At 48.5% G+C, this 18,872-nt stretch carries 21 protein-coding genes; 5 read left to right on the top strand and 16 right to left on the bottom strand.

Annotation, left to right across the window (positions count from 1 at the left end):
- Positions 1-19 precede the first annotated feature (19 nt).
- On the bottom strand, positions 20-1,096 hold the full coding sequence (gene mutY / locus LRP49_RS14240) for an A/G-specific adenine glycosylase (protein ID WP_274142962.1): 1,077 nt from the start codon (positions 1,094-1,096) through the stop codon (positions 20-22).
- 181 nt (positions 1,097-1,277) lie between these two features.
- On the opposite strand from mutY, the gene trmB reads away from it, so the two are divergent.
- From trmB to LRP49_RS14255, 3 genes are all read left to right on the top strand, one after another.
- Entirely contained in the window at positions 1,278-1,994 is a 717-nt protein-coding gene (gene trmB / locus LRP49_RS14245) for a tRNA (guanosine(46)-N7)-methyltransferase TrmB (protein ID WP_274142963.1), read from the top strand.
- Positions 1,995-2,098: 104 nt separating this feature from the next.
- Positions 2,099-3,019: a glutaminase B gene (gene glsB, locus LRP49_RS14250; RefSeq protein ID WP_274142964.1), complete on the top strand. Its 921-nt coding sequence runs from the start codon at positions 2,099-2,101 to the stop codon at positions 3,017-3,019.
- An 89-nt stretch (positions 3,020-3,108) separates the two neighbouring features.
- Positions 3,109-3,873 (top strand): DUF2884 family protein, encoded by a 765-nt coding sequence (locus LRP49_RS14255; RefSeq protein ID WP_274142965.1) that lies wholly within the window; start codon positions 3,109-3,111, stop codon positions 3,871-3,873.
- A gap of 72 nt (positions 3,874-3,945) precedes the next feature.
- Here LRP49_RS14255 and LRP49_RS14260 read toward each other — a convergent pair whose 3' ends face one another.
- From LRP49_RS14260 to LRP49_RS14295, 8 genes are all read right to left on the bottom strand, one after another.
- Complete coding sequence (locus LRP49_RS14260) at positions 3,946-5,898, bottom strand: DUF3857 domain-containing transglutaminase family protein (RefSeq protein WP_274142966.1); 1,953 nt, start codon at positions 5,896-5,898, stop codon at positions 3,946-3,948.
- A gap of 74 nt (positions 5,899-5,972) precedes the next feature.
- Entirely contained in the window at positions 5,973-7,124 is a 1,152-nt protein-coding gene (gene hemW, locus LRP49_RS14265) for a radical SAM family heme chaperone HemW (protein WP_274142967.1), read from the bottom strand.
- A gap of 6 nt (positions 7,125-7,130) precedes the next feature.
- Entirely contained in the window at positions 7,131-7,730 is a 600-nt protein-coding gene (locus LRP49_RS14270) for an XTP/dITP diphosphatase (RefSeq protein ID WP_274142968.1), read from the bottom strand.
- A gap of 111 nt (positions 7,731-7,841) precedes the next feature.
- Positions 7,842-8,279, bottom strand: a complete 438-nt coding sequence (locus LRP49_RS14275) for a DUF4426 domain-containing protein (protein WP_274142969.1) — start codon at positions 8,277-8,279, stop codon at positions 7,842-7,844.
- Positions 8,280-8,334: 55 nt separating this feature from the next.
- The gene (gene yggU, locus LRP49_RS14280) at positions 8,335-8,649 is read right to left on the bottom strand and encodes a DUF167 family protein YggU (protein WP_274142970.1); all 315 of its coding nucleotides are present in this window, start codon (positions 8,647-8,649) and stop codon (positions 8,335-8,337) included.
- A 3-nt stretch (positions 8,650-8,652) separates the two neighbouring features.
- Positions 8,653-9,222: a YggT family protein gene (locus LRP49_RS14285; protein WP_274142971.1), complete on the bottom strand. Its 570-nt coding sequence runs from the start codon at positions 9,220-9,222 to the stop codon at positions 8,653-8,655.
- A 9-nt stretch (positions 9,223-9,231) separates the two neighbouring features.
- A complete protein-coding gene (gene proC, locus LRP49_RS14290; RefSeq protein ID WP_274142972.1) occupies positions 9,232-10,050 on the bottom strand; it encodes a pyrroline-5-carboxylate reductase in 819 nt (272 codons plus the stop codon).
- 48 nt (positions 10,051-10,098) lie between these two features.
- Positions 10,099-10,803 (bottom strand): YggS family pyridoxal phosphate-dependent enzyme, encoded by a 705-nt coding sequence (locus LRP49_RS14295; RefSeq protein ID WP_274142973.1) that lies wholly within the window; start codon positions 10,801-10,803, stop codon positions 10,099-10,101.
- A gap of 26 nt (positions 10,804-10,829) precedes the next feature.
- Here LRP49_RS14295 and LRP49_RS14300 point away from each other — a divergent pair, with 26 nt between their 5' ends.
- On the top strand, positions 10,830-11,867 hold the full coding sequence (locus tag LRP49_RS14300; RefSeq protein WP_274142974.1) for a type IV pilus twitching motility protein PilT: 1,038 nt from the start codon (positions 10,830-10,832) through the stop codon (positions 11,865-11,867).
- 3 nt (positions 11,868-11,870) lie between these two features.
- Entirely contained in the window at positions 11,871-12,989 is a 1,119-nt protein-coding gene (locus LRP49_RS14305) for a PilT/PilU family type 4a pilus ATPase (protein ID WP_274142975.1), read from the top strand.
- Positions 12,990-13,019: 30 nt separating this feature from the next.
- Here the strand turns inward: LRP49_RS14305 and ruvX are convergent, their stop codons facing one another.
- The 7 genes from ruvX to metK form a co-directional block, all read right to left on the bottom strand.
- The gene (gene ruvX / locus LRP49_RS14310; RefSeq protein ID WP_274142976.1) at positions 13,020-13,448 is read right to left on the bottom strand and encodes a Holliday junction resolvase RuvX; all 429 of its coding nucleotides are present in this window, start codon (positions 13,446-13,448) and stop codon (positions 13,020-13,022) included.
- 10 nt (positions 13,449-13,458) lie between these two features.
- Complete coding sequence (locus LRP49_RS14315) at positions 13,459-14,022, bottom strand: YqgE/AlgH family protein (protein ID WP_274142977.1); 564 nt, start codon at positions 14,020-14,022, stop codon at positions 13,459-13,461.
- 95 nt (positions 14,023-14,117) lie between these two features.
- Positions 14,118-15,065, bottom strand: coding sequence for a glutathione synthase (gene gshB, locus LRP49_RS14320; RefSeq protein ID WP_274142978.1), 948 nt, complete (start codon positions 15,063-15,065; stop codon positions 14,118-14,120).
- Between the two features lie 13 nt (positions 15,066-15,078).
- The gene (rsmE, locus tag LRP49_RS14325; RefSeq protein WP_274142979.1) at positions 15,079-15,810 is read right to left on the bottom strand and encodes a 16S rRNA (uracil(1498)-N(3))-methyltransferase; all 732 of its coding nucleotides are present in this window, start codon (positions 15,808-15,810) and stop codon (positions 15,079-15,081) included.
- 65 nt (positions 15,811-15,875) lie between these two features.
- Positions 15,876-16,580: a deoxyribonuclease I gene (gene endA / locus LRP49_RS14330; protein ID WP_274142980.1), complete on the bottom strand. Its 705-nt coding sequence runs from the start codon at positions 16,578-16,580 to the stop codon at positions 15,876-15,878.
- A gap of 167 nt (positions 16,581-16,747) precedes the next feature.
- Positions 16,748-17,236, bottom strand: a complete 489-nt coding sequence (locus LRP49_RS14335) for a SprT family zinc-dependent metalloprotease (RefSeq protein WP_274142989.1) — start codon at positions 17,234-17,236, stop codon at positions 16,748-16,750.
- Between the two features lie 89 nt (positions 17,237-17,325).
- Positions 17,326-18,480 (bottom strand): methionine adenosyltransferase, encoded by a 1,155-nt coding sequence (gene metK / locus LRP49_RS14340; protein WP_274142981.1) that lies wholly within the window; start codon positions 18,478-18,480, stop codon positions 17,326-17,328.
- Positions 18,481-18,872 lie beyond the last annotated feature (392 nt).

An 18,872-nucleotide genomic window follows, 5' to 3' on the forward strand; every position in this document is an offset into this window, starting at 1 on the left:
TCCCAATTAAAAATGCGGTTTATACCGATGCTTGTAATTCTTTGGTCAGGCTTTCCAGTAGCTTTTGTACCGGAGCGGCGAGCCCAACTTTTGCTGGTTGGTTTAAGTTATACCAGAGGCCGCCATTGCCTTCCATAATCCCATTACCATCACTCATCGCAGGTTTATTGTGTAACTTGACGCGAACAGGAACGATATCTAGGTGAAAGTGGCTAAACGTGTGACGAAACGCCGTTAGGTGTTCAGGTTGTTCGTGGCCAGATTGAAGTAACTTACCATGAATAAACTCGTCAGCAGTGTCTTCACTTGTTTCAGGCAGGCACCATAAACCACCCCACAGACCTGCTGGTGGTCGTTGCTCCAGCCAAATTTTATCTTCATATTGAAAGAGCACAAAGCAGGTTTCTTTTTCTGGTAGGGTCTTCTTGGGCTTTTTACCGGGGAAATCTCCCTGACGCCCCAATGCATTAGCTTCACAGCTATGGTTGACAGGACAAAGCGTACATTTGGGCTTGCTGCGAGTACAAACCATGGCACCCATGTCCATCATGGCTTGGTTGTATCGCTTAACGCCATCTGCCGGTGTATTGCTTTCCGCCAATTCCCAAAGTCGGTTTTCTACGGGCTTTTTGCCCGGCCAGCCTTCCACGGCAAAGTGGCGTGACAAGGTACGTTTCACGTTACCATCAAGGATCGGGTGGTGTTGCCCTAAAGATAGCGATAGAACCGCCCCAGCGGTTGAGCGGCCAATCCCCGGCAAATCCAATACATCGTCGATGTTTGTAGGAAATTCGCCGTTGTAGTCAGTGGTAATTTTGATAGCGGCTTTATGAAGATTTCTGGCGCGAGCGTAATAGCCAAGCCCTGTCCATAGGTGGAGGACTTCATCGAGTTCAGCATTCGCTAAATCGACGACCGTCGGGAAGCGTTCCATGAATCGTTCGAAGTAAGGGATCACTGTGGCGACTTGAGTTTGCTGCAGCATGATTTCGGACAGCCACACTTTATAAGGTGTTTTCTCCTGCTGCCATGGCAGGGTTTTTCGGCCGTATTTGTCATACCAGTTGAGAATGGCATCGGAAAAAGACTGACTCACTTTGCTTGCTCTTGTTATCTTTATTAGCGGGCATTCTATCAATGCTTTGGTTGCTGAAAAAGGCAGCAATGGCAGGAAACATTCGTAACACGATCGCGCAAGGCTTGCACCAAGCCGTAATCTTTGGATAATGCGCGATCCGCTTAACTTTTCTTCATTATTGAGTTGCAGGCATAAAACCATGGCAGAAGTCATCAAACCCGAAATGACCGAAGACGGTAAAGTTCTTCGTAAAATCAGAAGCTTTGTTCGTCGTGAAGGACGACTCACTAAAGGTCAGGAGCAGGCAATGAATGACTGCTGGCCAACAATGGGTATCGACTTCGAAGAGAAGCAACTCAATTGGACTGAAGTGTTCGGTAACGACAACCCTGTTGTGCTGGAAATTGGCTTCGGCATGGGTGCGTCTTTAGTTGAAATGGCGAAGAACGCGCCAGAGAAAAACTTCGTTGGTATTGAAGTACATAGCCCAGGTGTTGGCGCATGTTTGATGGCTGCTCGTGACGCTGGCATTACCAATCTTCGTGTTATGTGTCATGACGCTGTTGAAGTATTTGAACATATGCTGCCTGTAGCAAGTTTGGAAACGGTTCAACTGTTTTTCCCAGACCCATGGCACAAAGCACGTCACCACAAGCGCCGTATCGTTCAGCCTGAATTTGTGCAAATGCTGCGTGACAAACTGAAAATCGGTGGCATTTTCCATATGGCGACTGACTGGGAAAACTACGCAGAACACATGGTGGAAGTGATGGACGTTGCACCGGGTTATAAAAACACGGCGACTAACGGTTCTTATATTGATCGCCCTGAAGAGCGCCCACTGACCAAATTCGAAGCACGTGGCCACCGTCTTGGCCATGGCGTGTGGGACATGAAATACGCACGCGTCGAATAATACAAAACTCGTACATTATCATTGCCTCACTCGTCTAAAGTGATGGCGACGAAAAATCGTAAAAGCCAACCTCGTGTTGGCTTTTTTGACCATTGGAGATCGTAATGAAACCCACCCCTGAGTTGTTAAACGGCATTCTTGAAGAAGTACGTCCATTGATTGGACAAGGAAAAGTTGCTGACTATATTCCCGCCCTAAAAGAAGTGCCGGCGAATAGATTAGGTGTGGCTGTTTGTTATAACGATGGCGAGATTATTGCGGCAGGCGATGCCCATGAACCCTTCTCGATCCAGTCGATCTCTAAGGTACTCAGCTTGACGCTAGCCCTGCAAAACTATAGCCCAGAGGAGCTTTGGCAACGTGTCGGTAAAGAGCCATCAGGCCAGGCATTTAACTCCATGATTCAGTTGGAAATGGAGCACGGGATTCCACGAAATCCATTTATCAATGCAGGGGCGTTAGTCGTGTGTGACATGCTACATAGCCGTCTGTCAGCTCCTCGGCAGCGCATGCTTGAATTTGTTCGTCACCTCTCGGGTAATGATCATATTTGCTATGACAAGGTGGTTGCATCATCTGAAATGGATCATGCCGATCGTAATGCGTCGATCGCCTATTTGATGCGGGCTTTCGGCAATTTCGAAAACGATGTTATGCCCGTTCTTGCTAACTATTTTCACTACTGCGCTCTGCGCATGAGCTGTGTCGATCTGGCGAAGACATTTAACTATCTGGCGAACAAAGGACTTCCTTTAGGCGCAGAAAAAACAATTATCAACCAGACTCAATGTAAGCAGTTGAATGCATTGCTTGCGACGTGCGGATTGTATGACGGTGCGGGGGAGTTTGCCTACCGCGTGGGTATGCCAGGCAAGTCAGGTGTTGGTGGTGGCATTGTTGCTATTGTGCCAGGCGAAATGTCGATTACGGTTTGGTCGCCAGAGCTTGATGCTTCAGGGAACTCCTTGGCCGGTACAGCGGCTCTCGAATTGCTTGCTGAACGCATTGGTCGTTCCATCTTTTAATTTTTCACAGCCATCGCTTTTTCACTGTGGTTGCTGTGACGTTGACACACTGAGTGTGGTCTCCTCAAATACGTGAAGGAGAGATGAGTATGGGTAGATTGAGTGGTACACGCGCTTGGAGCGCTTTTGGTCTCGTGTTGCTAGCACTGCCGTTTATTGCCGACGCGGCGATTTGCAGTCCGGACTTGCACAGTGACATTGCCATTGAAGCAGACAATGTGATCATTGAAAGCAACGATAATCGCTTTCGTATTGACCCTGCTGGAACACTGTTTGTGAATGTGCATCGCGTGAAACTGAATGATGAGCAAAAAGCCTCGCTGTCAGCCTATAGCAAAGCGGTAAGAAACGATTTGCCCTACATTGGGCAGACTCTGTCACAAGAGCTCCAGACATCATGGCTGGCATTGGATGGGGTCATTGCAGAAGAACTCGGTGACAAAAGCAGTTTGCGTAATGAGTTAGGGCAATACCATCAATACCTGCAAACCCGCGTCAATGCGTCTCTTTACAATGCTGAGCGAAAAGCCCCACAGCTTAACCATACATTGCTGAAACAGACTGTGCGTGAAGTTGAGGCCAGTGTGCCACAAATCGTTGCGACGGTGAGTAGCCGAGGCTTAATGGATATTGCCGTATTGAGTGAAGGCCAAACCAACAAAATGCAGTTTATGTCAGAGAAGATGGCTGTTTTGCAAGATCGTTTGGCGGGTGAGGCGAAATTACAACGCGACAGAACCAAGACGTTGCAAAAAGATCTTTGTCAGCGTCTCAACACTTGGCAGAAACATGAGGAAGCTATTTCGCATCTGATCCCTGCTTTATCAGGTCTGAAAACGGTAACAGTGAGATAGAGTCTACTCAGCCATTCCATCAAATAAAAAAAACGCAGAAAAATCTGCGTTTTTTTATTCCCCAGTGAGAGATCACGGCCGATACGTGAACTCATAATCTACGCCGTTCCATGCGTTATCTATATCACCGAGATACTGTCGAAGTTCTTTGGCTTCAACGTGTCGCTTTTTAGCGCGATAGAAATAATTGGCTTCGACGTATGTTTTGTCGAACAGGGTTTCGCCGGGAGCAGACACTTTGCTTAACGAGCTTTTAAACTCAAAGTAGGGGCCGTTGATGGTGTGATTGGTCGGTTCAACATCCCAAGACTCGGGCAGGCTAAGCTTTATTTTTTGCCTTACTGCGCCTTCCGTGCCAAACCTGAACGGCGTTTTTCGCCGAATCAAATCCGGTTTTGTCAGGTAGTCATCGACGATATCTCCTGAGATAACAAAGGTGTAAGCATCCTCCGTCTTCGACCATAACCCGTCAATAATATAGGCTTCATTGACCGTGACTTCATTACTTTCCCTATCATCGGATACGCTCAATGGGCGCATCAAATCGAGCGCATTGAAGAACGCCGCATAATAATTGGCATATTCCTCACCAAGTTCAATCAGAGGTTTGGACTCGAGATAGCGACGCCAACGTTCTGCTTCAATGCCGCGGTAGGTGGTTTTTACGGTCAGGTAGCTTTGTGTATTTGCATGGTTAACGACATATTTTTGTTCCACATCTTGAGTGACAGGAATAGTGGGTGGTGCCATTTCGGTTAGCGCGTCATTGTTGGGCTTGATGACAAGGGCGTATCCCAATCGAGATTGCGCCATGGATGCAAGCCGGCTCCCTTGGTGCGTACGCGTAGCATCTATCCACCAAGGTGTACCATCGATGATCATCTGCACGATAACGTGGTTGAAACTAAATGGAGCCGCTGGCTGTTCGCTTAATTGGTCTCTCCAAAATGTGTCGACCAGAGCGGGGTAAGCATTGACTCCCAGAGCATTGAGCATAGAAACCAGAAGCAGGGACTTGTCTTTGCAATCGCCATACCCTTGGGAAACGATTTGAGCAGGCGGGCGAGGTTTGTGTGAGCCAATACCATTCTCAATACCGAGATAACGAATATTATTTTGAACAAAGTGGATGGCAGCGACCACTTGTCGTTCCAGATCGTCTGGATAGGTATCTTTGATGTCTTCGACAAGTGCGAGAACCTCGTCGTCATCCGCTTGGGAAGGGTAAAGTGGCAAGGCCCAATTCACCACATCTTGCCATCCCTGATAGCTGGAAATATGCAGATAGGGGTAGGGATTAAACCAGCGAGGCTGCTCTGATTCGTCGTAATCGTAGAGACCGTTTTTCTCTTGGTAGCTGAACACTCGGACGTTGTCGCTTAGCCGTTCCTCCACCGTCCCTTTCCCTTTGTTTTCAAGGTTTGTCACGTGAATGGGGCTGTCTTTAGGTACGCGGATTCGGGTATTGACCAAAGCAACGCTGGTCGCCCAGCCTGTTTTGATATACCACTCACGATGCTCACCAAATACGGGATTGAAGCCAGCAATGCTGTAACTGAAATCGATGGTGTCACCCACTCTGACGTCATCTAGCACGAGATGAAGGGTTTCCTCTCCGTTGTACAGCAGTGAATCGAGGTCGACTTCGCGTTTAAACTGCGAGGTTTTTGCTGTGGCTTTGCGATCGATAACCTTGCCATTACGGATGATTTCTAGCCGATGAATGTTGACTGTCTGATAGCTGGGATCAAAATCGATCGACAATTGAGAAGCGGACTCGACGCCTTCAATAGAGACGATCTTACTGGTGTAACGCTTGTACTCAACAGGTGTTGGTTGGGTCAAATCAAGTTGGCGATCGACCAATAAGTATTGTTGATCATAATGGTGGCCTTGCTGAGTAAATGTCGGGAGATCAGCAATGGGAATAACCCACTCGGGGCGCGGGGAATAGAGGTTGTCGTCGGCATACGCCGAGGCAATAGAGAGTATGGGAACACTCAGGGCAAACAGATAATTCTTCATCTACAACGCTGTCCTTTGCTACAGAGAACATAGGCAAGGGAAAGCCTCCCTTGCCGAAGACAGCGTGTGCTGTCTTATTCCTCGATGAAGCCAGCGAGTAGATCGTTCAAGAACAGACGGCCTTTGTGGGTGACTTGCCAATGGGTCTCGCTGTCAGTCAGGAATCCTTGTTCTATGGCCTTGGCGAGAGCATCTTGAATGACATCAAAAGACAATCCTGTACGCGCGGGAAAGTCCTCTTTAGGGCAAGCTTCCACCAATCTGAATCTGTTCATGAAGAATTCGAATGGCAGTTCATCTGCTTCCACTATATGCAATTCGCTGAGGTATTCTTTCTCAGGATCGAGATATCCGCGCGGGTGTTTCACTTTTACTGTGCGCTGTACGGTACCGTCTTCAATGGTAATTTTGCCGTGTGCGCCACAACCGATCCCCAAGTAATCGCCAAAACGCCAGTAATTCAGGTTGTGCTGACATTGATAACCCGGCTTGCTATATCCCGATGTCTCATATTGGACGTAGCCAGCTTCCGCCAAAAGCGCGTGTCCTTGCTCGAAGATGTCCCAAAGATCATCGTCGTCAGGAAGCGTTGGCGGCTTAGAGTAATACTGCGTATTCGGCTCGATAGTGAGCTGATACCATGAAAGATGTGGCGGATTGAGTGCGATGGCTTGCTTCAGGTCGTCCAGCGCACCTTCAAGGGTTTGATCCGGCAAGCCGTGCATTAAATCGAGATTGAAGCTGTTCAGTCCCGCTTCGTGGGCAAGCTTGGCAGCGCGTCTGGCTTCGTCACTGCCATGGATGCGTCCCAATCGCTTGAGTTTTTCATCGTCAAAGCTCTGAACACCGATAGAGATGCGGTTTACGCCGACTTTTCGGTACGCAATAAACTTGTCCGCTTCCACTGTGCCTGGGTTCGCTTCCATCGTGATTTCGATGTTGTCGGCAAACGGCACTTCGGCATCAATACCTTGCAGAAGACGCGAGATCTCCTCGGGTGACATCAGGCTAGGCGTGCCACCACCAATAAAAATGGAGTGCAGGCGACGGCCACTGACACCGTTAAAGCGCGCTAAATCCTTACGCAAATCATCCAGCAGTGCCGAAATGTAATCCTGCTCGGGTACCTCACCTTTGAGGGTATGCGAGTTGAAGTCACAGTACGGACACTTTTGCACACACCAAGGAATGTGTACGTAAAGACTTAGGGGGATCTGAACAGACATCTTAAATTATTTCTTCTCTGCACTCATTGCGGCAAACAGCTTCTTCAGTGCCTGACCACGGTGAGAAATTTGTTTTTTCACTGCTGGTTCAATGTTTGCCAGTGTGCAGCCTTGCTCTTCAACGTAGAACACTGGGTCGTAACCAAAGCCGTGAGAACCTGATGCTTCACGTGCGATTTTGCCTTCAAATACGCCGTGGCAAACCACAGGTGTCGGGTCGTTCGCATGGCGCATGTAAACCAGTACGCAATGGAAGCGGGCAGTACGTTTATCGTCTGGCGCGTCAGCCATGCATTCCAGTAGTTTTTCAAGGTTTGCTTGGTCGCCTTTACCTTCTCCCGCATAGCGCGCGCTGTAAACACCCGGTGCACCATTTAGGTAATCCACTTCCAGACCAGAGTCATCTGCAATCGCTGGCAGGCCCGTTTCTTTGGCTGCATGACGCGCTTTGATGATGGCATTTTCGATAAAGGTTGTGCCGGTTTCATCGGCGTCAGCAACTGCAAACTCACTTTGCGCCATTACGTCCAGACCGAACTCTTGAAGCAAATCTGCCATTTCTTTTACTTTGCCGACGTTGCCTGTCGCAAGAACCACTTTCGTCATGTTGAACTCCTTCTTCGTGCCGCGTGAATACAAAAATGGCACCTCAATGGGCGCCATGATACCGGAAAGTCACTGCGTGTCATCTATCATCGAAACGATGAAATCATGTCATCAGTTCGCGTAGAAAGTTTGCTGGAATGTCAGCTTGCCTGCGCGATTGCCTGCGGCGTTGATATCTATATCAAAGATGTAGTTTTCTTCATTGGCAAATCGAATTTCAGCCAGATAGTAGATAGCGTCACCTTCTCGTACCTCACGAAAGGTAAGCGGCTTTTTGGTACCCAGAAGATTACGAGCTTCCCCCGTGATCACCGCAGTGACTGCAGGCTTTCCTGCACGGCTCTTGTCTAGGATGGCGATATTCAACAGGGCATTCACATTGCTGCGTTTGATGCCATAGGCTTTAGCAACAGCTGGTGGGACAAAGGTGGTGTTAAGGGCAGAATAGTGCACTTCCAGCGAGCCGATGTCTTTTTTCTGCTCGGCATGAGAAGCCGGTGAAAACGCCATAAAAAGCAGGCTAAGAAAGGGGAGTAGGTAACGTTTCATGACGAATAGTCCTTGTCTGATGAAACAAAGCGCACCCTGAAGGTACGCTTATTATTTACTGCTTTGAGGCAGATATCAGATCACTGATGGCCTCAGGATAGATGGTCGGCGCGTGGATTCGGACTTGCTTGTGACGCCCTAATTCCCCTTTTTCAATGTCTATCTGTCCTTTGGCAACTTTGAATTGCTTGGAAAGAAACTTGGTAAGGTGGGCGTTTGCTTTGCCATCCACTGGCGGTGCGGTGATGGCGAGTTTGATTTCCTCGCCATGTTGTCCCATCCACTGATCGCGACTGGCTTTTGGCTGGATGTACAATCGAAGGATCAGATCGTCATTTTCCAGCCAAGCCGTGCGGGCAGTGCGTGACATAACTTACAGCACGAACCACAAGTTACCGAAGTAAGGACTCAGCAGATCGCCAATCACGTAGTTCAGAAACTGAAGGCCGATAAACAGAACCAAAATACTCAGATCCAAGCCACCCAGTGATGGTAGCACTTTGCGAATTGGAGCCACCAACGGTTCGGTTAGTTGAATCATCACAAATTCAATTGGGTTGCGGCCTTGGCTAACCCAACTCAGGATTGCACGAAGGATAAGAACCCAAAACAGCAGGCCACCCGCGGCTTTAACCAAAGCAATAAAACCCACTAGGATGTAGCTTGCGTCAAACGGAGGGAATCCGCCCATCATGATCATTTGAAGTACAAAGAACTTCACGACACAAAGAACAAACGCAAACAAAACAGTAGCAAGGTCAAAGTTGCCAATAGATGGAATGATGCGGCGAAGCGGAGCGACGACAGGTTGCGTCGCTTTCACGACAAACTGACTGAATGGATTGTAGAAGTCAGCACGTGCCAGTTGCAGCCAAACTCGCAGTAACACCACCATGATGTAAAGATCGAACAGTGTTGAAACGAGGAAATTCATTGCGTTCATAGATTAGCCCTAAAATAGCGTTTCCATTTTTTCAGCGCGGCGCACAGCAGCCTGCATGGCTTCTGCTACCGTCTCTGACAGTTGGTTGTTATTAAATACGTTCAATGCCTCAGCGGTAGTACCGCCTTTGGACGTAACTTGTTCTCTTAAGGTTGCCAGTTCAATGTCCGGATTGGCTACTACCATTTTAGCTGCGCCGAGGGCGGATTGCTGCACCAGAAGTCGTGCGGTTTCTTTATCAAAACCTTGGCGTTCTGCTTCTGCTTGCATGGCTTCCATAAATCGGAAAAAGTAGGCCGGCGCGCTACCAGCAGCAGCGATCACTGCATTGATGCCCGCTTCTTCGGATACCCAGCATACTTTACCGACAGCTTGCAGCAAATCGCCGGCAAAGCGGCGATCACTCTCTGTGACAGAGTCTGGTGCATAAAGGCCGCTCATACCTTCTCCAACCAGTGAAGGTGTGTTTGGCATCACACGAACCAGCTTAAGTGGCGCGCCTGCCATTTCAGAGAGACGAGCGACTGAGATGCCAGCTGCAATGGATACAACCAGTTTCGTTGACCAATCAACATCTTGCATAGAAGCCAGCAGTGTAGCCATGTCCTGAGGTTTAACAGCCAGAACGACCACGTCCGCGTGCTTAGCACTTTCTACTGCATCTTCATTTGCATTGACGCCATAGGTTTCGCGAAATGCTGCGCTCGTCTCTGGTGTGCGGTCAACAGCCGTGATCTGGTCGGCAGGGTAGCCTGACTGAAGCAACCCCGTAATGATCGAGCGTGCCATGTTCCCTGCCCCTAGAAAGGCGATCGTGCGGTGTTCCATTTATTTAAACTCCTTAAATGCGGCGATGTTATCGCCGTAATTATCATGTTACGGGCGGTTTGAATAATCACGCGCGCCAAAAATGGCTGTGCCAATACGGACCATTGTACTGCCGGATGCGATCGCGGCATCCATATCACCACTCATGCCCATCGACAGTGTGTCGAATGCGGGACGTGATGCTTTCATTTCTTCAAACAATGCGGAAATTGGCGCAAACGCTTCGCGTTGTTTAGCATCATCAGACTCTGGTTGCGGAATACACATTAAACCACGCAACGTGATGCCTGGTAGTGCATCTATCTCCGCCGCCAGTTCACGCACGTCGTCAAATCCGGTGCCAGACTTGGAGTCTTCACCACTGGTATTGATTTGAATGAGTACCTGCAAAGGTGGCATGTTATTTGGGCGTTGCTCACTCAATCTACGCGCGATTTTTACGCGGTCTACTGAGTGCACCCAATCAAAGCTCTCGGCAATGGGCTTGGTCTTGTTAGATTGGATCGGTCCTATAAAGTGCCATTCCAAATCAGGGTGTGTTTCACAGAAATGTGCAATCTTTTCCACACCTTCCTGTACATAGTTTTCACCAAATTGGCGATGGCCAGCCTCTATGGCTTCAGCGATCGCTTCGATAGGCTTGGTTTTACTTACCGCCAACAATTGCACGCCAGAGGCGTCTCTCCCGCATTTTTGTGCGGCACTGTCTATTTGGCTGGTGACCTGTTCTAGGTTTTGTTTGATACTACACATGGTTGATTCTGCGAGGAAACGTATTAATGGATATTACGGAATTATTGGACTTTAGTGTAAAGCATAACGCGTCAGATCTACATCTTTCTGCTGGAGTATCTCCAATGGTCCGCGTTGATGGTGATGTGCGCAAGCTGAGCTTGCCACCGCTTAGCAACGATGAAGTGAATCGTCTTATATTTGATGTCATGAACGATGCGCAGCAACGTGAGTTTGAACAAAATCTTGAAGTGGATTTTTCTTTTGAGCTGGCCTCAGTAGGTCGGTTTCGTGTAAATGCATTCCAACAATCACGCGGTTGTGCAGCAGTATTCCGTACGATTCCTTCGAAGATCCCTTCATTAGAAGCGATCAATGCACCGTCCATTTTCGATCAATTTACGCAATATCAAAAAGGCTTGGTGTTAGTGACCGGTCCAACAGGTTCCGGTAAGTCCACCACCTTGGCTGCGATGATCAACAAAATTAATAATGAGCAGCATCGTCATATTTTAACGATTGAAGATCCGATCGAGTTTATTCACGAGCAAAAGAACTGTTTGATCAACCAACGGGAAGTACACCGTGATACGCACTCGTTTAACAATGCGCTTCGTTCTGCATTGCGTGAAGATCCCGATGTGATTCTGGTGGGTGAGCTTCGTGATAAAGAAACCATCAGTTTAGCTCTGACGGCGGCAGAAACCGGACACTTGGTGTTTGGTACCTTGCATACCTCAAGTGCCGCAAAAACCATCGACCGTATCATTGATGTGTTTCCAGGCGCGGATAAGCCGATGGTGCGTTCTATGCTGTCTGAGTCGCTAAGGGCGGTTGTTTCACAAAAATTGGTGAAGCAGGTAACGGGCGGTCGTGTGGCCGCACATGAAATTATGATTGCGACGCCTGCTATTCGAAACCTGATCCGTGAAGACAAGGTGGCGCAGATGTTCTCAATGATCCAAACCGGCGCAGGACTAGGCATGCAGACCATGGATCAATCTCTAAGAAACTTAGTCGCACAGGGCATGATTGATGCCTCTGAAGCAACGAAAGCGATGGATAACGCTGGCACAGGAATGTAAAACATGACGAAGGGAATCGAACTGACAGAGTTATTGCGCGACATGATGACGATGCGTGCATCAGACGGATATATCACTGTTGGTGCGCCAAGCATGCTTAGGGTTGATGGCAGTTTAAAGCCCATTGGAGATGCACTGAATAAAGGTGATGTAGAGTCTTTGGTTCAGCAAGCGATGGGTGATGAACGTTATCAAAACTATCTGCGTGATAGAGAAGCAAATTTCGCGTTGATGACAGATGCAGGCCGTTTCCGAGTCAGTGCCTTTTGGCAGCGGGACCTTCCCGGCATGGTGGTTCGTCGCATTGAAACACAAATTCCGGCAATACATACATTGGGTTTACCGGGTGTCATGCAGGATTTGGCCATCGCTAAACGCGGCCTGATTTTGATTGTGGGGGCAACAGGGTCAGGTAAGTCAACCTCGATGGCAGCCATGGTCGGGTTTCGAAATAACTCTCGCAGTGGACATATTCTGACGGTGGAAGATCCCATTGAGTTTATCCACCCTCACAATAAGTGCATCGTGACTCAACGTGAGATCGGTATCGACACGGAAAGCTATGAAGTGGCCCTTAAGAACTCACTTCGCCAAGCACCGGATATGATCATGATTGGTGAGATTCGAAGCCGAGAGACCATGGAATATGCCATGCAGTTCGCCGAAACAGGGCACCTTTGTATTGCGACATTGCATGCTAACAACGCAAACCAAGCTCTTGAGCGAGTGTTGCATTTGGTGCCGAAAGAGCGTCGTGAGCAGTTCTTATTTGATTTGTCATTGAACCTCAAAGCGGTATTGGCGCAACAACTGATCCCAGACATCAGCGGCATCGGTCGCCATGGTGCCTATGAGCTCTTGTTAAACACGTCAAACGTATCAGATCTTATCCGTCGTGGTGAGCTGCATGAGCTCAAAGAGTGCATTCAAAAAGGTACTAACGCGGGAATGTGTACCTTTGACCAGTCGCTCTTTGAGTTATTTAAAAATGGTCACATATCGAAAGATGAAGCGCTTCACCATGCCGATTCACGCAACGAATTGAAACTGATGATGAAGATGAATGAGCAGGTGCCGACAACGTCATCGTCGATGCCTGAAATCAGTATCGAAGGCAGATAAAACAAAAGGCACATTAGGTGCCTTTTTCGTTTAGCTGTATTGGTTTTCGAACCAGCTCTCCACAATGATCACTGCGGATTGGCTGTCGATTTCCCCTTTGCCTAGTGCTTTATAGCCACCGTACTCGAAAAGGGATGAACGCGCTTCTGTTGTCGTTAATCGTTCGTCGTGCAGTTCCACGTCGACACCAAAGCGTCCTTTGAGGCGGTTAGCAAATTTACGTGCCCGAGGTGTAATGGCTTCAAGTTCTCCACCACGTAAGTCTAACGGTAAACCGACAACAACCAAATCAGGTGTCCATTCTTTCAATATGGCTTCAATCGCATCCCAGCTAGGAATACCATCTTTGGCTTTCAGTGCTTTTAGTGGGCGTGCGGTACCCGTGATGGCTTGGCCGATGGCAACGCCAATGCTTTTGGTGCCGTAGTCAAAACCCAGCACACTTTGAATGTTACTCATGGTGTGTATCTCAAGCGTGTCCGACATCGGACGATAGATTTAGTGCGCTGATCCCCATTTGCTTCAACGCTTTCTCCCAACGCTCATTGATGGGCGTGTCGAAGATAACTGCAGGGTCGGCTTCAATGGTCAGCCAGCTGTTCTCAGCCAGTTCTTGCTCAAGTTGTCCCGCTTCCCAACCGGCATAACCCAGCGCAACGATGAACTGTTCAGGCTCTTCATTGGTACCGAGAATGCTGAGAATATCTTTGGAGGTGGTGACGGTCAGGCCTTCAGCAAGACGAATGCTGGAGCCAAATTGCTGGTTATTTTTGTGTAGGACAAAACCACGATCTTCAGAAACAGGACCACCAAATAATACGGGTTGATCCAGACTGATCGGGTGCGTGACATCTTGCTCGCGATCGAGCTCGATCTGCTCCAGCATATTGGCAACAGATATGTTGATGGGTTGGTTGATCATCAACCCCATCGCGCCGTCGTCATTGTGTTCACACATATAGACGACGCTATGCTTAAAACGCTCATCGGCCATGCCCGGCATAGCGACAAGGAAGTGGTTTTTAAGATTCATAGCGTCCTTTGTTGCTTGTGTGCTTACTTTAAGTATGAGCGGTAAGCGGGTGAATGTCAGGTCTGGACGGGCAGTTCCGTCCAGTTGTCATTCTGTTACTTTTCAATACGTGCTGCAATCGCATCCATCAACTTGCCGCTGATGTTGATATCAAACGCGGCTTCAATTTCTCGAATGCAGGTCGGGCTCGTCACGTTAATCTCGGTGAGTTTGTCACCGATAATATCCAGACCGACAAAAATCAGGCCTTTCTCTTTTAGCGTGGGTGCAACAGCGCGAGCAATTGCCCAATCCGTTTCACTCAGAGGACGCGCTTCACCACGGCCACCCGCAGCCAGATTGCCGCGCGTTTCTCCTTTGGCTGGAATGCGCGCCAAACAGTATGGCATTGGCTCACCATCAACGACCAAAATGCGCTTGTCGCCGTTGCTGATGTCTGGCACAAACGTCTGCGCCATGCAGTAGTTATTGCCAAGGCCCGTCAGCGTTTCGATGATCACTGAGAGGTTCGGGTCGCCTTTTTTCACGCGGAAAATGGATGAACCGCCCATGCCGTCAAGTGGCTTAAGGATGACGTCACCGTGCTTTTCATGAAATGCTTTGATTTGGTCGTCACGTCGCGTTACCAGCGTAATAGGTGTGTGCTCTGGGAACCACGCGGTAAATAGCTTTTCGTTACAATCACGTAAGCTTTGCGGTTTATTGACGATCAAACACCCTTCAACTTCTGCACGCTCTAGAATATATGTGGCGTAGATGTATTCGGTGTCAAACGGTGGATCTTTTCGCATCAAAACGGCATCGAGATCGGCCAGAGCGATGTCTTGTTCGCTTTGCACCTCAAACCATTTCTCTGGGTTTTCTTCTAGCGTCACGATCTTGGTGCGAGCTAAGGCTTTACCTTGCTCAAGCGACAAGTCGTTCATTTGCATGTAGTGAATTTCCCAGCCACGACGCTGTGCTTCTAGCATCATGGCAAAGGAGGAATCTTTTTTAATGTTGATGGATTCAATCGGATCCATCACAACGCCCAGTTTGATCATGTATCTATCCTTTTTAACCAAGATCACCAAAGCGAACTTGCAGTGCCGTAATAGCGGTTAATGCTGCGGTTTCAGTACGCAGTACGCGAGGGCCAAGCAGTGTTTCTTCGAATCCAAGCTCTCGGGTTCTTTCAATTTCTTCTGCCGAAAGACCGCCTTCAGGACCAATCAACAAGCGCACTCGGTTTACCGGTTGAGGCAAGGTGTTGATGGAGTATTTAGCGCGAGGGTGAAGGTTGAGTTTTAAACCGTCGAATGCTTCTTGCGCCCAGTCATCTAAAGACATGACAGGACGAATCTCTGGCACTCGGTTTCGGCCGCTTTGCTCACACGCAGCAATTGCAATTTTTTGCCATTGTTGAAGCTTTTTGTCAAAACGTTCGGCATTTAGCTTCACACCACAGCGTTCAGAAATGAGAGGTGTAATGGTGTTGACGCCAAGCTCTACGGATTTCTGAATGGTGAATTCCATTTTATCGCCGCGGCTGATGACCTGACCTAAATGCAGGTCTAGCGGTGATTCAATACTGTTCTCCACGCGTTCAACAATATCAACGCTGACTGATTTTTTACCCGCTTCCGCAATGATGGCCGGGAACTCTGCATCGCTGCCATCGAACAGCAATACTTCCTGACCAACTTGCATTCGCAATACGCGGCCTACGTGATTGGCTGCCTCGTCGCTAAGCGAAACGCGGCCAGTGTTTGGCAAACATTCTGGATGGTAAATTCTTGGGATACGCATGGTATTTCAATGACTGGGTGACAATGAGCAGCAGTGTATCACGCTGCTGCTCAAAGACTGTAGTTTTAGAGGTTGGCTTTCTGGCAGGCAGCGAGAACAAATGGATTGTGATTGCCCTGCTCACGGGCGATGCGACGGTCTCGTTCACATTCCCACTCTGTCACAGGGTAGGTTTTGTCCCATGCGTCCATGAGCTTTTTCTGCGCGGACGCGAGTTTGAAATCATACTGTTTGTTCATGTATTTATACGTACGTGCGATGGCACCACGACTTTGCGCAGGCGGTTCTACAGCGCGTTGTTTGAAATCCACCTTCATTTCACAACGGCCATAAAATGCACCTTTATCACCGTTCCATTGTGAGAAACGGAAATTTGAACGATCACCATTGACTTCACCAATCGCTGGGACAAGGTTATGGAGGTCTGCTTCCATCAGTTTGAATGCGACATCATTGCGGGTGCAGTTTTTGCGACCGCCATCTTGCCAGCATTGACGCTGGTGGCCGAATTGCCAAGCTGGCACAACGTGCTCCCATTCAATGCGACTGGCGCGCTTCTCTTGCTTGCGCACGGTGTAGCCGCAAGCATCTAAGTCAGGAATGCCTTTCTTACCTTTCCATTCGATGTCACAACCACAGTAAAAAGAGACGGGGTAGTCATCGTAAATATTTTGTGCGATGCGCTTCGCTTTTGAAAAAGATTGAGGGTGTTCGGCGAGCGCGGGAAAGGTGAAAAACAATGCTGACATCAGCATCAATAGTCTTTTCATTATCAGGTCGTCTTTGTTGTGTTAAGAAATTGATTGACCTGATTATTACAGACTATTGCGAGTGAAATCTCACCAAAATAGTGCTAATTGAAGATGTTATCGATAAAAAGCGTGATGTGTATTGTGCCGAAAGGGCATGAAGTGCAATGCAGAGAGTGCGGTTGTGTTCAGGACGATTGAATGTAAGTGAGTGGTTGCTTACAGCGACGGCAAATGTACTGAGCTTGTTGGCGTTGTACTTTGTTGTGGCGGCGCACGGTGAGTTGCATTTGATCGCAACTGCATTGATATAAAAAGGTTTTCCCTTGAACAGAAGACACATCAAAGCTGTGGGTAGTTTGAGGCGAGATGCCAAACACACGAAGCATGACGGCTTGCCATTCTTTGCCGTGAGGCTTCACTTTGCCGAATCGGGCAAAAACGATGAGATGCGCGACTTCATGTGGCACCACTTCTTGGAAAAAAGCATCGCTGTTTTCCTCAAGCAGAATGGGATTGAAACGCAATGCCCAACGTTGAAGCAGTGCCATACCCGCTGTTTTACCGCGAATATCGAACCGAATCGCAGGCACGGGAAACTGGCAACCTAATTGCTGATTGGCAATCGCAATACATTCGCTGACGCGTTGCGTGATTCGATAGTGAAGTTCGTTCATGGGTGATTGGCTGAGTTTTCGAGCCGATAGGGTAGGGAACAGAAACAAAAAAGGGAAGCCTATGCTTCCCTTTTCGATCGGATCTTCGCTTATTTGATTTGAGCGAAATCGCGCAGTGCCGCCACTTTGTCGGTTTTTTCCCATGGGAACTCTTCGCGACCGAAGTGACCGTATGCTGCCGTCTTCTTGTAGATAGGTTGCAGCAGGTTCAGCATTTCTTGCAGGCCGTATGGACGCAGGTCAAAGTGCTGACGAACCGCTTCGATAATGATCTCGTGAGACACTTTCTCAGTACCGAAGGTTTCGATCATGATAGACGTTGGGTCTGCCACACCGATTGCGTAAGACAATTGGATCTCACAGCGATCTGCTAGGCCCGCAGCAACAATGTTTTTCGCTACGTAGCGCGCCGCGTAAGCTGCAGAGCGGTCAACTTTTGATGGATCTTTACCAGAGAATGCACCGCCACCGTGACGTGCTGCACCGCCGTAGGTATCTACGATGATTTTACGGCCAGTCAGACCACAGTCACCCATTGGGCCACCGATAACGAAGCGACCCGTTGGGTTGATGAAGAATTTGGTTTCTTTGTTCAGCCACTCTGAAGGCAGTACAGGCTTGATGATCTCTTCCATTACTGCTTCACGCAGGTCTGGGGTAGAGATGGTGTCACAGTGTTGCGTTGACAGAACCACTGCATCGATACCGACAATCTTGCCATCGTTGTACTGGAAGGTTACCTGAGATTTTGCATCAGGACGCAACCAAGGCAGGGTACCGTTCTTACGCACTTCAGCCTGACGCTGAACCAGACGGTGTGAGTAAGTGATTGGTGCAGGCATTAGTACGTCGGTTTCGTTACATGCGTAACCGAACATGATGCCTTGGTCACCTGCGCCTTGCTCTTTCGGGTCAGCACGGTCAACACCTTGGTTGATGTCTGGAGATTGCTTACCGATGGTGTTCAGAACCGCACAAGAGTCTGCGTCAAAACCCATATCTGAGTGAACGTAGCCGATTTCACGCACGGTTTGACGCGTCAGTTCTTCGATATCAACCCATGCTGACGTAGTGATTTCACCACCTACCATCACCATGCCGGTTTTTACGTAAGTTTCACAAGCAACGCGTGCTTTTGGATCCTGCTCCAGAATCGCGTCAAGAACCGCATCAGAAATCTGGTCTGCAATTTTGTCTGGATGACCTTCTGACACGGACTCAGAAGTAAACAGGTGCTTAGCCATAACGTTTCCCTTAAGGTTGATATCGTATGTACGTTTATATGTTTAAATGGATAGATGCTTTTCCATCTGGACGTCTATTCTACGCTGCTATTTTTTAAAAGCAACCCGACATAGATCGCGGTTTCTCTAAGTAATCGTTTGCGTGCCTAGGTCAATGATTACAACTAGATGAATAAAAATTGGTCGAGAAACACCGTAAAAGCTCTGAAATCAGGCAAGTAAATCGTTTGCAGAGCTGTGAGAGACTTGCGACAATACTCGCCCGCCAAGTTTTGCGATTCGGTCATTCAATTTAAGTATTGTGCCGGATTGCGTATTACACAAAACGTCTAAAGAAGTCAGGAGCAGACATGTCTTCTCGCAAGGTTCTAGCTAATGCGATCCGTGCCCTC

Origin of the sequence: Enterovibrio qingdaonensis (genome assembly GCF_028683135.1) — a bacterium.
Classification (GTDB): domain Bacteria; phylum Pseudomonadota; class Gammaproteobacteria; order Enterobacterales; family Vibrionaceae; genus Enterovibrio; species Enterovibrio qingdaonensis.

Coding starts and splice junctions, on each gene's coding strand:
- trmB (WP_274142963.1), top strand. CDS start 1,278: ATGGCAGAAGTCATCAAACCCGAAATGACCGAAGACGGTAAAGTTCTT.
- glsB (WP_274142964.1), top strand. CDS start 2,099: ATGAAACCCACCCCTGAGTTGTTAAACGGCATTCTTGAAGAAGTACGT.
- LRP49_RS14255 (WP_274142965.1), top strand. CDS start 3,109: ATGGGTAGATTGAGTGGTACACGCGCTTGGAGCGCTTTTGGTCTCGTG.
- LRP49_RS14260 (WP_274142966.1), bottom strand. CDS start 5,898: ATGAAGAATTATCTGTTTGCCCTGAGTGTTCCCATACTCTCTATTGCC.
- hemW (WP_274142967.1), bottom strand. CDS start 7,124: ATGTCTGTTCAGATCCCCCTAAGTCTTTACGTACACATTCCTTGGTGT.
- LRP49_RS14270 (WP_274142968.1), bottom strand. CDS start 7,730: ATGACGAAAGTGGTTCTTGCGACAGGCAACGTCGGCAAAGTAAAAGAA.
- LRP49_RS14275 (WP_274142969.1), bottom strand. CDS start 8,279: ATGAAACGTTACCTACTCCCCTTTCTTAGCCTGCTTTTTATGGCGTTT.
- yggU (WP_274142970.1), bottom strand. CDS start 8,649: ATGTCACGCACTGCCCGCACGGCTTGGCTGGAAAATGACGATCTGATC.
- LRP49_RS14285 (WP_274142971.1), bottom strand. CDS start 9,222: ATGAACGCAATGAATTTCCTCGTTTCAACACTGTTCGATCTTTACATC.
- proC (WP_274142972.1), bottom strand. CDS start 10,050: ATGGAACACCGCACGATCGCCTTTCTAGGGGCAGGGAACATGGCACGC.
- LRP49_RS14295 (WP_274142973.1), bottom strand. CDS start 10,803: ATGTGTAGTATCAAACAAAACCTAGAACAGGTCACCAGCCAAATAGAC.
- LRP49_RS14300 (WP_274142974.1), top strand. CDS start 10,830: ATGGATATTACGGAATTATTGGACTTTAGTGTAAAGCATAACGCGTCA.
- LRP49_RS14305 (WP_274142975.1), top strand. CDS start 11,871: ATGACGAAGGGAATCGAACTGACAGAGTTATTGCGCGACATGATGACG.
- ruvX (WP_274142976.1), bottom strand. CDS start 13,448: ATGAGTAACATTCAAAGTGTGCTGGGTTTTGACTACGGCACCAAAAGC.
- LRP49_RS14315 (WP_274142977.1), bottom strand. CDS start 14,022: ATGAATCTTAAAAACCACTTCCTTGTCGCTATGCCGGGCATGGCCGAT.
- gshB (WP_274142978.1), bottom strand. CDS start 15,065: ATGATCAAACTGGGCGTTGTGATGGATCCGATTGAATCCATCAACATT.
- rsmE (WP_274142979.1), bottom strand. CDS start 15,810: ATGCGTATCCCAAGAATTTACCATCCAGAATGTTTGCCAAACACTGGC.
- endA (WP_274142980.1), bottom strand. CDS start 16,580: ATGAAAAGACTATTGATGCTGATGTCAGCATTGTTTTTCACCTTTCCC.
- LRP49_RS14335 (WP_274142989.1), bottom strand. CDS start 17,236: ATGAACGAACTTCACTATCGAATCACGCAACGCGTCAGCGAATGTATT.
- metK (WP_274142981.1), bottom strand. CDS start 18,480: ATGGCTAAGCACCTGTTTACTTCTGAGTCCGTGTCAGAAGGTCATCCA.